The 14,853-nt window shown below is 62.5% G+C and carries 17 protein-coding genes; 10 read left to right on the forward strand and 7 right to left on the reverse strand.

Annotated elements, in window-relative coordinates:
• Positions 1 to 168: 168 nt before the first annotated feature.
• On the reverse strand, positions 169 to 864 hold the full coding sequence (locus HNQ36_RS21400) for a class I SAM-dependent methyltransferase (protein ID WP_184088541.1): 696 nt from the start codon (positions 862 to 864) through the stop codon (positions 169 to 171).
• A gap of 230 nt (positions 865 to 1,094) precedes the next feature.
• Here HNQ36_RS21400 and HNQ36_RS21405 point away from each other — a divergent pair, with 230 nt between their 5' ends.
• Positions 1,095 to 1,619, forward strand: coding sequence for a ferritin-like domain-containing protein (locus HNQ36_RS21405; protein WP_184088544.1), 525 nt, complete (start codon positions 1,095 to 1,097; stop codon positions 1,617 to 1,619).
• A gap of 147 nt (positions 1,620 to 1,766) precedes the next feature.
• Here HNQ36_RS21405 and HNQ36_RS21410 read toward each other — a convergent pair whose 3' ends face one another.
• Positions 1,767 to 2,402, reverse strand: coding sequence for an HAD hydrolase-like protein (locus tag HNQ36_RS21410; protein WP_184088547.1), 636 nt, complete (start codon positions 2,400 to 2,402; stop codon positions 1,767 to 1,769).
• Between the two features lie 5 nt (positions 2,403 to 2,407).
• Positions 2,408 to 3,616: a glutamine-hydrolyzing carbamoyl-phosphate synthase small subunit gene (carA, locus tag HNQ36_RS21415; RefSeq protein WP_184088564.1), complete on the reverse strand. Its 1,209-nt coding sequence runs from the start codon at positions 3,614 to 3,616 to the stop codon at positions 2,408 to 2,410.
• A gap of 219 nt (positions 3,617 to 3,835) precedes the next feature.
• Here carA and HNQ36_RS21420 point away from each other — a divergent pair, with 219 nt between their 5' ends.
• The 4 genes from HNQ36_RS21420 (at position 3,836) to HNQ36_RS21435 (ending at position 8,508) form a co-directional block, all read left to right on the forward strand.
• Positions 3,836 to 5,428 (forward strand): AMP-binding protein, encoded by a 1,593-nt coding sequence (locus HNQ36_RS21420; RefSeq protein WP_184088567.1) that lies wholly within the window; start codon positions 3,836 to 3,838, stop codon positions 5,426 to 5,428.
• A 30-nt stretch (positions 5,429 to 5,458) separates the two neighbouring features.
• Complete coding sequence (locus HNQ36_RS21425) at positions 5,459 to 6,160, forward strand: alpha/beta fold hydrolase (protein ID WP_184088570.1); 702 nt, start codon at positions 5,459 to 5,461, stop codon at positions 6,158 to 6,160.
• Positions 6,161 to 6,231: 71 nt separating this feature from the next.
• On the forward strand, positions 6,232 to 6,687 hold the full coding sequence (locus HNQ36_RS21430; protein ID WP_184088573.1) for a GatB/YqeY domain-containing protein: 456 nt from the start codon (positions 6,232 to 6,234) through the stop codon (positions 6,685 to 6,687).
• Positions 6,688 to 6,897: 210 nt separating this feature from the next.
• The gene (locus tag HNQ36_RS21435) at positions 6,898 to 8,508 is read left to right on the forward strand and encodes an AMP-binding protein (RefSeq protein WP_184088576.1); all 1,611 of its coding nucleotides are present in this window, start codon (positions 6,898 to 6,900) and stop codon (positions 8,506 to 8,508) included.
• 153 nt (positions 8,509 to 8,661) lie between these two features.
• On the opposite strand, the gene HNQ36_RS21440 is transcribed toward HNQ36_RS21435, so the two are convergent.
• The 3 genes from HNQ36_RS21440 to HNQ36_RS21450 are packed head-to-tail and all read right to left on the reverse strand — an operon-like array spanning position 8,662 to position 9,945.
• Entirely contained in the window at positions 8,662 to 9,177 is a 516-nt protein-coding gene (locus HNQ36_RS21440; protein WP_184088579.1) for an SRPBCC family protein, read from the reverse strand.
• Positions 9,177 to 9,638 carry an SRPBCC family protein gene (locus HNQ36_RS21445; RefSeq protein ID WP_184088582.1) on the reverse strand — a complete coding sequence of 154 codons (462 nt, stop codon included), beginning with the start codon at positions 9,636 to 9,638 and terminating at the stop codon, positions 9,177 to 9,179. The genes HNQ36_RS21440 and HNQ36_RS21445 overlap by 1 nt, the downstream gene beginning before the upstream one ends.
• Entirely contained in the window at positions 9,631 to 9,945 is a 315-nt protein-coding gene (locus HNQ36_RS21450) for an ArsR/SmtB family transcription factor (RefSeq protein WP_184088585.1), read from the reverse strand. Before HNQ36_RS21450 ends, HNQ36_RS21445 begins: the two co-directional genes overlap by 8 nt.
• A gap of 167 nt (positions 9,946 to 10,112) precedes the next feature.
• Between HNQ36_RS21450 and HNQ36_RS21455 the strand changes: the two genes are divergently transcribed.
• Entirely contained in the window at positions 10,113 to 10,727 is a 615-nt protein-coding gene (locus HNQ36_RS21455) for a LysE family translocator (RefSeq protein WP_184088588.1), read from the forward strand.
• A gap of 2 nt (positions 10,728 to 10,729) precedes the next feature.
• Complete coding sequence (locus HNQ36_RS21460) at positions 10,730 to 11,698, forward strand: DUF3592 domain-containing protein (RefSeq protein WP_184088591.1); 969 nt, start codon at positions 10,730 to 10,732, stop codon at positions 11,696 to 11,698.
• On the opposite strand, the gene HNQ36_RS21465 is transcribed toward HNQ36_RS21460, so the two are convergent.
• Positions 11,695 to 12,504 carry an N-formylglutamate amidohydrolase gene (locus HNQ36_RS21465; RefSeq protein WP_184088594.1) on the reverse strand — a complete coding sequence of 270 codons (810 nt, stop codon included), beginning with the start codon at positions 12,502 to 12,504 and terminating at the stop codon, positions 11,695 to 11,697. The genes HNQ36_RS21460 and HNQ36_RS21465 overlap by 4 nt on opposite strands.
• A gap of 111 nt (positions 12,505 to 12,615) precedes the next feature.
• Between HNQ36_RS21465 and HNQ36_RS21470 the strand changes: the two genes are divergently transcribed.
• Genes HNQ36_RS21470 through HNQ36_RS21480 form a run of 3 tightly spaced genes read left to right on the forward strand, consistent with a single transcriptional unit; the run spans position 12,616 to position 14,760 of the window.
• Positions 12,616 to 13,512: a transglutaminase family protein gene (locus HNQ36_RS21470; RefSeq protein ID WP_184089140.1), complete on the forward strand. Its 897-nt coding sequence runs from the start codon at positions 12,616 to 12,618 to the stop codon at positions 13,510 to 13,512.
• Between the two features lie 28 nt (positions 13,513 to 13,540).
• Positions 13,541 to 14,371, forward strand: a complete 831-nt coding sequence (locus HNQ36_RS21475) for a transglutaminase-like domain-containing protein (RefSeq protein WP_184088599.1) — start codon at positions 13,541 to 13,543, stop codon at positions 14,369 to 14,371.
• Entirely contained in the window at positions 14,368 to 14,760 is a 393-nt protein-coding gene (locus HNQ36_RS21480; RefSeq protein WP_184088602.1) for a gamma-glutamylcyclotransferase family protein, read from the forward strand. The genes HNQ36_RS21475 and HNQ36_RS21480 overlap by 4 nt, the downstream gene beginning before the upstream one ends.
• Positions 14,761 to 14,853 lie beyond the last annotated feature (93 nt).

Raw genomic sequence — 14,853 nt, forward strand, 5'->3', positions numbered from 1 at the left:
GGCCCGCAGGATCGCGGACCAGAGAATTTGGAGGCTCGGCCTGGACTTGAACCAGGATGTGAAGCGTTTGCGGCGCCTCCGCGTAACATTCCGCCACCGAGACTACCGCGGCGTTACGTGGAGTCCACGAGGGCTTCGGCTTAACCTTAATGTGTGCAGTTGTATCGATCAGGCACGCGGTGTCGCGACAAAAGTCATGCGCGCGGGATTGTAGCCGATGTTGTTTTTTGCGCGCGATGCCTCGAACCCCGCGGCTTTCAGCTTCGCCAGCATGCCGGCTTCGGCGTAGCGCTGCAGTCCGATGCTTTTGCGCAATTGCCAGTAGTCCGACAGCGCCGTGCGGGCCAGCCCCCACAATGCGTCGGTCAGGAAGCCGTTCTTGGCCGCAAGCCTGAGCAGCGCCATCACGTCGGTCGCAGCACCGACTTCGGGGCGCAGGATATCACCCAGCACCAGACGGCCGCCGGGCTTCAATACGCGGCGCATCAGGGCGAACGCGGCGTCGAGTTCAACTGGCGTCATGTACTGCGCTACCGAAATCATCACCGCGAGATCGACCGACCTGTCCGGCAACTGTTGAAGGTCATCGAGCGAGCGGACCGCGATTTTTGGGTTCGGGCCGAACCGGGCGGTGAGACGTCCGCGCACGCCGGGGGCGGGTTCGGCAAGGATCAGCTTTTGGCAGGCGGCTGCGACCTGCGCGGCGAACAGCGCCTCGCCGCAGGAATAATCCAGCACCACGGCCTCCGGAGAGGGGACGTATGCGAGAATGTCATTGGCGATCACGCGGAAATGCACGTCGCGATGCAGCTTGCTGACATAAATCGTGTGGGTTGAATCGTAATAGTCGATCCAGTCGTCCATCGGCTTTGTCCGGACTGGCATGATCCCGAAAAGTGGGCCCGGTTTTCGGGAAGATCATGCCTCTATGTTTCTATGTTAATGGCATGGTCCCGGAAACCTGCGGTTTCGGAACGATCATGCCTCCAAGGGAGGGGTTCCCGCCCGGGAACCGGCGGGCCTAGGATGCGTTAGTTGGTCTGGCGATCACTGTCCATCGCCCGATGTTTATTTCCTAGCAGGAAGGCCCCGCCGTGAGCAAAACCAAGAATGCCGTTTCGGCCGAACTCGACACCCCCACCGATCTCGACAGTGCTGCCGTGACCAAGGTGTCGGCTGCACTCAACACGCTGCTGGCGGATGCCTTCGCGCTTTACTTAAAGACGAAGAATTTCCACTGGCATGTCAGCGGACGCCATTTCCGCGATTACCACGTTCTGCTCGACGAGCAGTCCACCCAAATCTTGGGCTCCACCGACCAGTTGGCGGAACGTGTCAGAAAGATCGGCGGAAACACCATCCGCTCCATCGGCCACATCGCCAAGCTCCAGACCCTCGAGGACAACGACGAGAAGTTCGTGCCGCCGCGCGAGATGCTTCGCGAACTGATGGAAGACAACAAGAAGGTCGCTGCGGCCATGCGCAAGGCGCACAAGGTTTGCGACGATGCCGAAGACGTTGCGTCCGCCAGCATCCTCGAGGTCTTCATCGATGAGACTGAGCGCCGGACCTGGTTCCTGTTCGAGGCCACCCGCCAGGAAGGCGGCAACGAGGCGTAAGCCTTGTGCAGCGTCTTCGACGCGATCGTTACTGGATCGAAAAACGCCCGCTTCGCGCGGGCGTTTTTGTTTTCGATCTATGCTCGCTGTCCTCGCAAGAGCGCGAGCTGCTCGGCAACGATCCAGAAGAGTTCGACTGGGCCGGACTCAGCGCGGGGGAGTGAGGGCGGCGGTGATATCGTTCATGGTATGAAAGATGAACTGCGGCCGTTGTGCTTGCAGCGCCTCTGGCAAGGTATACCCCCACGCCACGGCGCCGAAAGCGATGCCCACGGTGCGGGCGGCGTCGATGTCGCGGATTTCGTCGCCCACCGCGAGTGTTTGTGCGGCTGAGATTCCGGTATGGCGCAATGCTTTCTTGAACTGGGCGGCTTTGCCGAAGACCGAGACGCCGCAGCCATAGTGATGCACGAGCGCCGCCGTGTCGGGGCCAAGAATGGCGCGGACATTCGCTTCGGAGTTGGAACTGACGATGGCGAGCGTTCGTCCGGCCTCGCGTAGCTGCTGCAACATCCCTGCCGTTCCGTCGAACAGGCCGATGGCCGCGACGTCGTTCGCCTTGCGCGCGCGCATGTAGCTGGCGATGGCGGGCATCTTCCAGAACGGTACGCCGAGATGTGCGACGATCTCGCGCGCGCCTTTGCCGCGCAGCATGTCGATATCCTGCGGTGCAACGCGCCGGAATCCAAACCTGTCAGCAGCGTCGTTCACGACGTGCGAGAACCATGTGAAGGAATCCGCCAGCGTGCCGTCGAAATCGAACAAGACGAGACGATAGTCCACGGGTGTCAGGCGCTCTTGCGCTGCGACGGGTCTTTGCGCACGCGCATCAGATCGGCGAAGCGCTTGAACAGGTAGTGCGAGTCGCGCGGGCCGGGCGAGGCCTCGGGATGGTACTGCACCGAGAACACCGGCTTGTCCGCCAGCGCGATGCCGCAGTTCGAGTCGTCGAACAGCGAGATATGCGTCTGAGTGACGTTGCTCGGCAGCGTGGTCTTGTCCACCGCGAAGCCGTGGTTCATCGACGTGATCTCGACCTTGCCGGTGGTGAGGTCTTTCACCGGATGGTTGGCGCCGTGGTGGCCCTGATGCATCTTCATGGTCTTGCCGCCGAGGGCGAGGCCGAGCATCTGGTGGCCGAGGCAGATCCCGAATGTCGGCGTGCCGGACTCGATCACCTTCTTGATGACGGGCACGGCATATTCGCCGGTCGCCGCCGGATCGCCGGGGCCGTTCGACAGGAACACGCCGTCCGGCTTCATCGCCAGAATGTCTTCGGCCGAGGTCTTCGCGGTCACGACCGTGACCTTGCAGCCTTCGCCGGCGAGAAGCCGCAGGATGTTGCGCTTGATGCCGTAGTCGATGGCGACGACGTTGAATTCAGGCTTGTCCTGCTTGCCGAAACCCTTCTCCCATTCCCACGGCGTCTCGTCCCAGGTGAAACGCTGGGCGCTGGTCACCATCGGCACGAGGTCCATGCCCTCGAGGCCGGGCCATTCGCGCGCTTCTTCCTTGAGGCCGTGCAGGTCGAACTGGCCGTTCTTCGCGTGCGCGATCACGGCGTTGGGCATGCCCTTGTCGCGGATCAGCGCGGTCAGCGCCCGGGTGTCGATGCCCGAGAGGCCGATGATGCCGCGCGCCTTCAGCCATGCATCGAGATGCTTGGCTGAGCGATAGTTCGACGGATCGGTGATCGCGGCGCGCAGGATCACGCCGCGCGCGCCCGGCGTCGCCGCCATGTTCACCGTTTCGATGTCTTCGTCGTTGGTTCCGACATTCCCGACATGGGGAAATGTGAAAGTAATGAGCTGCCCGGCATAGGACGGATCGGTGAGGATTTCCTCATAACCGGTCATCGCCGTGTTGAAGCAGACCTCGCCAACGGCCTGACCTTCTGCGCCGAGGCCGAAGCCTTCCAGCACGGTGCCATCGGCAAGCACGAGGAGCGCGGTCGGTTTGAGGTCCGGCCAGGCTGAAGAGTTATCTGATGTCGTCATAAGTGCATCACATAACCCCTGTGCCGCGGCGCGTCAAAGGCAGAAGCGCCGGAAATTCATGTCATTTGCACATATTTGACACCCGGCGAACGCTGCCTAATCTGCGCCCCCGCGTGGCCACTCAGACATAACGAGCCGCGTCGCGCATGATCCGCCAAAGTGTGGGCGGTTTGGCGAACAGATCATGCGCTCGTGATGGGATTTAACAGGAGACACGCGATGAATGTGGCGGTTGGCGCGCCGGATCTGGCTCAACTTCATTCCGGCGGTACGATGGGAAGCCTCATCGTCAACGCGATTGCGCGATTTTCCGCCCAGCCGGCCATCGCCGACGGCCATCTTCGCTGGAGCTATCGCGAATTCGGCGACCAGGTGGCGCGTTTCATCGCGGTGTATCGCTCGCTCGGCATGAAAAAAGGCAATGCGCTGTCTGTCGTGGCGAGCAACCGCGCCGAGTCCTGGGCGGCGATCTGCGCGGCGCTGGTGATGGGCATGCGCTACACCGCGCTGCATCCGATGGCGGCGGAGGACGACCATGCGTTTATCGTCGACGACGCCGAGATTGATCTTCTGATCGTCGAGGGTGCGAAGTTCGGTCCGCGCGGTCTCGCCATCAAGGCGCGCGCACCGAAACTGAAGCATCTGATGTCGTTCGGCCCGATGGACGGCGTGCGCGATATTCTCGCCGATGTGGCGCAGGCGACCCCCGCGCCGCTGATGGACGAGAGTGCAAGCCATGAACTCGCCTTTCTCGCCTATACCGGCGGCACGACCGGACGCTCCAAGGGCGTGATGCTGCCGCATCGTTCATTGGTCACCATGGCGCTGCTGCTGCATTCGGATTGGGACTGGCCGCAGGATGTCCGCTTCCTCGCCGCGACGCCGATCAGCCATGCCGCCGGCGTGACTTTGTTCACGGTGATGATGCGCGGCGGGTTGATGCGGCTGGTGCAGGGCTTCGAGCCGGAGGTTTATGCCGACGTTGTGGCCGCCGAGAAGATCAACTCGACGTTTCTGGTGCCGACGCTGATCTACGCGCTGATCGACAACGAGGACCTGCGCAAGCGGCACGACATGTCGTCGCTGGAGATGATCGTCTATGGCGCGGCGCCGATGTCGCCGGACCGTTTGCTCGAAGGCATCAAGATTTTCGGCAAGGTGTTCGTGCAGCTATACGGCCAGACCGAAGCGCCGCAATGCATCACCACGCTGCGCAAGATCGACCACGACGAGACCAAGCCGCACCGTTTCGGCTCATGCGGCCGCGCCAGCCCGTTTGTGGACGTGAAACTGTTCGACGCCGACATGCGCGAGGTCGCAATCGGCGAACCCGGCGAGATCTGCGTGCGCGGGCCGCTGGTGATGGACGGCTACTGGAAGCGCCCGGACGCCAACGCCGAAACCCTGAAAGGCGGCTGGCTGCACACCGGCGACGTCGCCGTGAAGGATGAGGAGGGCTACTTCTATATTGTCGATCGCACCAAGGACATGATCATCTCCGGCGGCTTCAACATCTATCCGCGCGAGGTCGAGGATGCGCTGATGTCGCATCCCTCGGTCGCCTCCGCCGCGGTGATAGGGATTCCCGACGACAAGTGGGGCGAGGCCGTCAAAGGATTCGTGGTGCTGAAATCCGGCGCAAATTCCGGCGCCGCCGAACTGCAGGCCCACGTCAAGGACAAGCGCGGCGCGCCGTGGTCGCCGAAGACCATCGATTTCGTCGAGACCATCCCGGTCACGGGGCTCGGCAAGATTGACCGCAAGGCGCTGCGTGCGCCTTACTGGGAAGGCCGCAAGCGCGGCGTGGCGTGAAGATTAAGCTGTAATTCGATCGGAGTTCACATGCCAAACTCGCTTCCTGTGGTGCTCGTTCCGGGCCTTGCGTGCTCGCCGCGCATTTATGATCCGCAGATCCCCGCGCTGTGGCGGCAGGGCCCGGTGGTCCTCGCCAACCATGCGCGCGGCGGCGACATGGCCGCCATCGCGCGGCGCATTCTCGCCGAAGCGCCATTGCGCTTCGCGCTCGCCGGCCACTCGATGGGCGGCTACATCATACTGGAGATGTATCGGCAGGCGCCCGAACGGATCGCACGGCTGGCGCTGCTGAACACCTCGGCGCGGCCTGAAACGCCGGAAGCCTCAGAGCGCCGCCGCGGCTGGATTACCGAAGTGAAGAAGGGCGGCTACCGCGCGGTGATGGATCGCCTGTTCGCCGATTTCGTGCACCCTGCGCTGGCGCGCGACGAGCGTCTGCACCGGATCGTGCTCGACATGGCCGACGATGTCGGACCGGACGCATTCGTCTGGCAGCTCGAGGCGATCATGACGCGCGCGGATTCACGGCCGACGCTGGCGACCATCAAGTGCCCGACTCTGGTTCTGACCTGCGACACCGACAATATGGTTCCGAATGATGCGTCGATCGAGATGGCGAACGGCATTCCGGGCGCGAAGCTCGTGACGGTGCCGGATTGCGGCCACCTCCCGCAACTCGAGAAGCCGCAGGCGATGACAGAAGCGTTGCTCGACTGGCTTGAGATGTAATTCGCTTGGTTGTGCGGACACGCAAAACGCCCTAAATCAACGCAAAGCGATTTGCCGCGAGGGAGAGACCGATGCTGCGCGATGACATCAACAATGCCGTCAAGGATGCGATGAGGGCAAAGGACGAGCGCAAGCTCTCGACGCTGCGCATGGTCAATTCGTCGCTGAAGAATGCCGATATCGAGGCGCGCGGGCAGAGCAAGCCGCCGCTCAGTGATGAAGACATCCTCGGGCTGCTGCAGAAGATGATCAAGCAGCGCCAGGAATCGGTCGAGCTTTACGACAAGGGGGGCCGCCCCGAACTCGCCGCGCAGGAGCGCGAGGAGATCGCGGTGATCGCGGCCTATCTGCCCAAGCAGATGTCGGAAGATGAAGTGAAGGCCGCCATTGCCGCCGTCATCACGGAAACCGGCGCCGCCGGCATGAAGGACATGGGCAAGGTGATCGCCGCATTGAAGGCGAAATACGCCGGGCAAATGGATTTCGGCAAGGCCAGCGGCCTGGTGAAGGCTGCGCTGACGGGTTGAGGTATTTTTGGTCGTCCCGGCCAACGGGTCCGGCTTCGCCGGCCCGATGACAGGCTCCGGCCGGGACCCATACTCCTTGAGCTTTGAACTTTTTGACGGCGGTGGCATCATCTCGCTGTTCTAATCAGTCCGGTGGTTATGGATCCCCGCCTTCGCGGGGATGACATCGTAAATGTTGCAGCTGCCGCGTAAGGCCCCGAAAGCTCCGCCATGCTCACCGAAACCGACAACTACGACGAACTCTACCGGAACTTTCGCTGGGACATTCCGGCGAACTTCAATATCGCGACCGCTGCGTGCGACCGTCACGCCGACGGCTCAAACAGGCTTGCGCTGATTTACGCCGATGAAGACGGCGGTACGCAGCGGTTGTCGTTCGACGAGATCAGCGCGCTGTCGAAGAGTTTTGCCAATGCGCTGAAGACCGATGGCCTCAAGCGCGGCGACCGCGTCGCGGTGTTTCTGTCGCAGTCGGTGGAACTGCCGATCGCGCATCTCGCCGCGTTCCGCTCCGGTCTGGTCTCGGTGCCGCTGTTCACGCTGTTCGGCGAGGACGCGCTGGAGTTCCGGCTCTCCAACAGCGGCGCGAAGGCCGTCATCACCGATGAGAGCGGCTGGGACAAGCTGTCGAAGATCCGCGATCGGTTGCCGCATCTGCAGGACATCTACGTCACCAGCGGCGCGATCCATGCCGGCGCGAAATCGTTCTGGCAGGCCATCGAAGACGCCTCGGAAAATTTCCCGACCGTCTACACCGGCCCGGACGATCCGGCGATCATCATCTACACTTCGGGCACCACGGGAAATCCCAAAGGGGCGCTGCATGCCCATCGCGTGCTGCTCGGCCATTTGCCGAATGTCGAAATGGCGCACGACTTCCTGCCGAAGCCGGGCGACCTGATGTGGACCCCGGCGGACTGGGCGTGGATTGGCGGGTTGTTCGATGCGCTGTTTCCGGCCTGGTATCACGGCGTGCCGATGCTCGGGCATCGCGCCAAGAAGTTCGAGCCGCAGGCGGCGATGCAACTGATGGCCGATCACGGCGTGCGCAACGTGTTCCTGCCGCCGACCGCGTTGAAGCTGATGCGTCAGGCCGACGTCAAGCATTCCGGCGTGAAGCTGCGCAGCATTTTCTCTGGCGGCGAGTCGCTCGGCGCTGAGCTGATCGAGTGGGTGCATGCCACGTTCGGCGTCAACGTGCATGAAATCTACGGCCAGACCGAATGCAATCTGGTGCTCGCCAACAACTCGGCGCTGTTTCCGATCAAGCCGGGCTCGATGGGCAAGCCGACGCCGGGCTTCGATGTGCGCATTGTCAACGAGCGCGGCGAGGAACAGCCGCGCAATGCACGCGGCATTGTCGGCGTGCGCGCGCCGAACCCCTGCATGATGCTTGAATACTGGAAGAACCCGGACGCGACCGCGACGAAATATGCCGCCGGCTTTCTGCTCACCGGCGATCTCGGCGTGCAGGATGACGACGGCTATTTCTGGTACGTCAGCCGCGAGGACGACGTGATCACTAGTGCGGGCTATCGCATCGGCCCGGCGGAGATCGAGCACACCTTGATGAAGCATCCGGCGGTGGCGATGTCCGCCGTAGTCGGGATTCCCGATCCGATCCGCACCGAGGCGATCAAGGCATGGATCGTGCTGCGCCCGGGATTCACGGCGAGCGATACTCTTGCGAAAGAGATTCAGGAGTTCGTCAAGGTGCAACTCGCCGCGCATGAATATCCGCGCCACATCCAGTTCGCGGACACCTTGCCGATGACGGCCACCGGCAAGGTGCTGCGGCGTGAATTGCGGGGATTGGGGTAGTTCACTTGCGTCGTCCCCGCGAAAGCGGGGACCCATACTCCCTGTCGATGCTTTTAGCCCGAGGGTTTCAAAGCCCTCGCCCAACGGAGAGGCTAGTGGTTATGGGTCCCCGCTTTCGCGGGGACGACACCAGTTGTGTTGAGGCGTTGCGGTTTAACCCGGAATCTTCACACCCATCTTCTTCAGCGCCTCCAGCATCCGTTTTGGCGGCTCCATCTGGATCACGAGCGGCTTGCCGGTTTCCAGCACGCTCTTCAGGCTGGACAGAATCGCCGGCCATCCCTCGCGGCCACCGGAGAGAATGTCCTCGCTGATCTCGCGGTCGTTGGCTTCGGTCATCGTCAAGCGGACGGAGGCACCCGACTGCTCGATGTCATAGGTCACCAGCGTCTCGCCGAGCGCCTCGACAAGGCCGGGCCAGTTGACGTTGAAGGTGATGGCCAGCTTGCGCGGCGGATCATAGGCGATGACTTCGCCGCCGATATGGACCGAGCCGTCTGGCGCGCGGAGCACGAACGCGCCTCCCACTCTGTCCTCGACCTCGACGCCGAAGCCCGAGAAATACTCCCTGCTGTACTCGGCCGATGTCAGCGCTTCCCACACCTTCTCGGGCGTCGAGGCGATGTAGATCGTGTAGACGAGCGAAGGTTTGAATTTGCTGATATCCATCACGCGCTCTCCGCATTGCGGGCCATTTCGAAATCCAGCGGCTTGCCGGTTTCGAGAATGCTTTTCAGGCTGGACAGCACGATCGGCCAGCCTTCGGAAATGCTGGGCAGTGTCTTGCTGCCTTCCGCGAAATCCTCGTGCGTCACGGTGAGCTTGACCGCGCCGTTGCTTGGCTCAATGACGAACGTCACCCGCGAAGGGCGTTCCTTGATCATCTCCGCGTCGTAAACCGACAGCCAGCTATAGGACAACCTGCGCGGTGGATCGGATTCGAGAATGACGCACTCGTTCACCACCTTGCCGCCCTTGTGCATTTGCATGGGGGAGCCGGCCTTCCAGTCCGAGTGCAGACTGCATCCGAACCAGTAGCTCAGTGTGAATTCCGTGTCGGTCAGGGCATGCCAGAGCTTGTCCGGCGTGGTCTTGATATAGGTCGTGTAGACGAATTCCGGCTTACGCATCACGCTTCTCCAGTTGACGTTTTAGTTCACTGAGCGCGGCGAGCTTGCCGCGCTCGAATTTCCTGATCCATCGTTCGCCGATCTCGTGGATCGGAACGGGATTGAGGTAGTGCAGCTTCTCGCGGCCGTGCTTGAGCGTGGTCACGAGATTGGCGTCTTCAAGAATCCCGAGATGCTTGGTCACGGCCTGCCGCGTCATGGCGAGGCCGTCGCAGAGTTCGAGCAACGTCTGTCCGTTGCGGACATGAAGCCGATCCAGCAATGAGCGCCGCGATACGTCCGCCAGTGCCTTGAAGACGTCATCCATGGTCAGGATAATAGGCAACCAAATGGTTGCATGTCAAGCAACTCTTTCTCTTCGTCATGCCCGCGCTTGTCGCGGGCATCCACGTCTTCTTCTTTCATTCAAACCAACGTAAGACGTGGATGGCCGGGATGAACCCGGCCATGACGAAGTTGGATTGAGAACTGCCAATGTCGCTTCAGGTCTATCTCGCCTACGTCGCCGCCTGCGTCGCGCTCGCGATCTTGCCGGGTCCGATCGTCACGCTGGTCATCGCCAACGGCCTTCGCTACGGCACGCGCGCAGCGCTCACCAACATCGCCGGGGCGCAGGCGGGCCTTGTGATCATCATCGCGATCATCGCCGTCGGTCTGACCACGCTGATGGCGACGATGGGGTACTGGTTCGAGTGGGTCCGGTTCGCGGGAGCGGCCTATCTCGTCTGGCTCGGCATCAAGGTATTCCGCTCGTCGGGCGCGATGTCGGCAACGGAAGCGCCGCCGCCACCGCGCGGCGGATTCTTCCTGCAGGGATTTCTGGTCCTGCTGAGCAATCCGAAGGTGCTGGTGTTCTTCGGCGCGTTCATTCCGCAGTTCGTCGATATGGAGCGGGATCACTTGCCGCAGGTGGCGTTGCTTGGCGCGACGTTCACTGTGATCGCGGCCCTGACCGACGGGGCCTATGCGCTGCTGGCCGGCCGCGCCGGCAAAATTCTCTCGGCGCGGCGCGTGCGGCTGGTGTCGCGCATCTCCGGCGGCTTCATGATCGGCGGCGGCATCTGGCTTGCCTTGACGCGCGCGAGATAACGATGCTGCCGGATATTCCGTGGTTCGTGTATGCGATGTTGCTGGCGCCGGTCGGCCTCATCGTGTTTGCCGCGGGCTATAAATATCTGGAAGTTCGCGCCGCGAGCGACTGGCCCAGCACGCCGGGCAAGGTCGTGACCTCGAAACCCGAGACGAGACAGGTCAAGGTGATCGACAGCGACCGCGCGCGAGGCCATCGCTTCGAGGAGCGCAATTTCGCCAACGTCACCTACGAGTATTCCATCGCCGGACAGGTCTATCGCTGCAACCGCGTCACCATCGGTGAGGACCGCGGAAACTTCGAGGTCGCGGAAACCATCGCGCGCTATCCCGTCGGCAAGCCGGTGACCGTCTTCTACAATCCGAACAAGCGGAGCGAGGCCGTTCTGGAGCGCGACATGCCGCAAGGCATGTGGGGCTGCATGGGCTGGATGGTGGCGATCGCGGTCGCGCTGGTGTTCGGCTCCGCAATCGGTTTCAACAAGCTGACCGAGTTCGTTTCCTCCATGCCGGTGGCCAATGCGCCGATGACGGTTGCGCTCGGGGCGTTCGGGGCTGTGGCGGCGCTGATTGCCCTCGCCATCCAGCGGCATGCGCGTCAGGCCCGGCACTGGCCGGTGACCAGGGGCACGATCGCCACATCGGGACTTGAAAGGTTCCGGAGCGCTGCGACCGATACAAGCCGCGGACAGATCAGGTTCAAGGCGCGGATCAGCTACACTTACAGCTTTAACGGCGTGAACTACACCGGCACGGTTGCGTCCCTCGGCGGCGAGGTGTCATCGACATCCGACCGCGCGGTGCAGCGTTGGGTGAAGCGCTATCACGATGGCCAGTCGGTGGATGTCTATGTCAACCCCGCCAACCCCTCGGAGTCGGTGCTGGAGCCGCGCGCGAAAGGAATCTGGGTTGTCTGGGCGATCGTTGCCGTGCTTTGGGGGCTGGCCGCCTTTGTCGCAACAAGGGGCTAAGCCGGCATCAATTTCTTCGCGTGCAGCGTCTCTTCGATCTCGCGCAGGAGACGCGCCAGCCGTTCCGCCCATTGATGCTGGCCGGACTGGTCGCCGATCAGGTCCTGACGGATCTCGATGCCGGTGTTCATCAGGCCGCGCCGCTCGCCGTGAACCGGGATGGTGTAGTCGGTGGCGTCGCTGACCGCATAGGGCTCGTTGTCGCCGACCACGAGATCGCCTTCGTGGCGCAGCAGGTCGCGCAAAAGATGCGGCAGCCGGTCGTCGCGATTGTACAGCGTGCCGATGTGCCAGGGCCGCGCGATGCCGGCATAGACCGGCGTGAAGGAATGCAGCGACACCAGAATGGTCGGCAGCCCCTGCGCCTTGCGTTGATCCAACGCCTGCGCGATCCGCGCATGATAGGGGGCGAACACCGCCTGCCGGCGTGCGGCGACCTGCTCGTGGTTGAGCCCGCCGTTGCCGGGAATTTCCGTCGCCTCGCTGATCAGCGGGATCGAGCCCGGGCTGTCGAACGGCCGGTTGCAGTCGATCACCAGGCGCGAATAGCGCTGCGCAATCAGATGCACGTCCATCTCTCTCGCAAGCCAGGTCGCGACCTCGGCGATCCCGATGTCCCAGGCGATGTGCCGCTCCAGTTCGCCAGCATGCACGCCGAGATCGCCGAGCGCCCGCGGAATCAGCCGGCCGTAATGGTCGCAGGTGAAGACGAACGGCGAGCGGCTCCCCGCATTTTCCTCGAGAACGGGGGGAACTTCGTCGTCCTCAAGGAGTCGTCGTGTGTCGCTCGTTTCGTGCACGGTCATCCGTCGATCATTGCCTAACGCTGAGGCATCCAAGCCCAACAATGAGCCGGAAGTGCAGCAAGATAGCATGTACGATTTGAACACATGAATATAGCCGCCGCGAACGCCACGATGCCCCTGCTGACGATTCATCACAAGACCGAGTATCGCTATGACCGCCCGGTGGCGTTCGGCGAACATCGGATCATGCTGCGTCCGCGCGACGGCCACGATATCCGCGTGCTATCGGAGCGGCTCGACATCTCGCCGCAGCCGTCCTCGCTGCGCCGCATTCACGATGTGTTCGGCAACAGCGTCGCCATCGCCGATTTCGACATCGAGTCGGACCGGCTGGTGTTCGATTCGACCGTCACCGTCGAGCACTATCCGCTCGAGAACATCGACCTGACCCCCGACGATGAGGCCTATTACTACCCGTTCTTCTACAACCAGGATGAATTTACGGATCTGACGCCATCGATGACGCCGCAATACAGCGATCCCGATGGCGCGCTGGCGGCATGGGCGCGGCAGTTTCTCAGCGAGGGCAGCCGGACAAGGACGCTGGATCTGCTGGTCGGCATGACCCATGGCGTGCGCCAGTCGTTCGGCTATCGCAAGCGCTACGAGCGCGGCACCCAGCATCCGCTCGATACACTCAGCATTGGCTCGGGCACCTGCCGCGATTTCGCGCTGTTCATGATGGAGGCGCTGCGCCGCCTCGGCATCGCCGCGCGCTTCGTCAGCGGTTACATCTTCATTCCCGGCGACGAGGCCCATGGTTATGTCGGCGGCGGCTCGACCCATGCCTGGGTGCGGGCCTATCTGCCGGGCGCAGGCTGGATCGAGTTTGATCCCACCAACGGCATTGTCGGCAGCCGCGATCTCATTCGCGTCGCGGTGGCGCGCGATCCGCATCAGGCGATCCCGTTGTACGGCACTTACGTGGGACCGGCCGACGCCCATCTCGGAATGGATGTCACCATCCATGTCCTTTCCGTCGGCGAAGATAAGAAGGCTGGAAAATGAGACGAACTTCGAATTCAGGACACCAGACATGCTGATCCGGGTCGGTTTCGAAATTTCCTATGGCGCGGTGGCGGAGACGCCGATGGTGGTCATGCTGCGGATTCATCCCTCGCGCGCGAAGGACATTGTCGGCGAGGAGACCATCGTCACCGAGCCGGATGTTCGCATCCGCTACTATCACGACACGTTCGGCAACATTTGCGGACGCCTTGTTGCACCGCCGGGCGGCATCACGTTTCGCGGCGATGCGCTGGTGCGCGATACCGGCCTGTCCGATGCCATCGTGCCCGAGGCGCAGCAGTTGCCGATCGAGCAGTTGCCCGACGAGGTGCTGCTCTATCTGATGGCGAGCCGCTATTGCGAGACCGATCGCCTTACGGACTTCGCCTGGTCGCAGTTCGGCAATACGCCGCCCGGATGGGAGCGCGTGCAGGCGATCAATGCGTGGGTGCACAACCATGTGCGGTTCGACTACCAGCAGGCGCGTCCGACCAAATCGGCCTTCGATGTGTTTCAGGAGCAGCAGGGCGTCTGCCGCGACTTTGCGCATCTGGCGCTGACGCTGTGCCGCTGCATGAACATTCCGGCGCGTTACGTCACCGGCTACATGGGCGACATCGGCATTCCCTATGATCCCGCGCCGATGGATCTGTCGGGCTGGTACGAAGTCTATCTCTCGGGTAAGTGGTACACGTTCGATGCGCGGCACAACAAACCGCGTATCGGCCGCATCCTGATGGGCACCGGCCGCGACGCGGCCGATGTCGCGCTATCGACCAACTTCGGGCCGATGGTGCTGAACAAGTTCGTCATCATCAGTGACGAGGTCACTGAAGCAAAGGCGAGCTCATCGCGATGACCGAGCGTCTGTTTGTCTATGGCACGCTGAAGCGTGGCTCCCGGCATCCGTTCGCGGAGCAACTGGCGGCCAAGGCCAGCCATCTCGGCGAAGCGCGCTATAATGGCCGGCTTTACCGCGTCGCGCATTATCCCGGCGCCGTTGCGTCCAGCCTGCCCGGCGAATGGGTGCAGGGCGACGTCTATGACCTGCGGGATCCCGGCCTCCTGAAAGCGCTGGACCGCTACGAGGGCTGCGGCCCTGAGGATCCCAAGCCGACGCAGTATCTGCGCCTGCTTCAGACTGTGAAACTGTCCGATGGCACGGCCGTCGAGGCGTGGGTCTATGTCTACAACAGGCCGGTCGAGAAGCTCGAGCGGATCATGTCGGGCTGCTTCGACGAGGCGTAGTGGCAGGCTCAGAGTCTGAAAGGAAATGCAACATCTTCGGGTCCTATCCAACGACCTGTATATGTCGCTTTTCCGTCATGGCCGGGCTCGTCC

The organism is Afipia massiliensis (genome assembly GCF_014203115.1).
Taxonomy (GTDB): Bacteria; Pseudomonadota; Alphaproteobacteria; order Rhizobiales; family Xanthobacteraceae; genus Afipia; species Afipia massiliensis.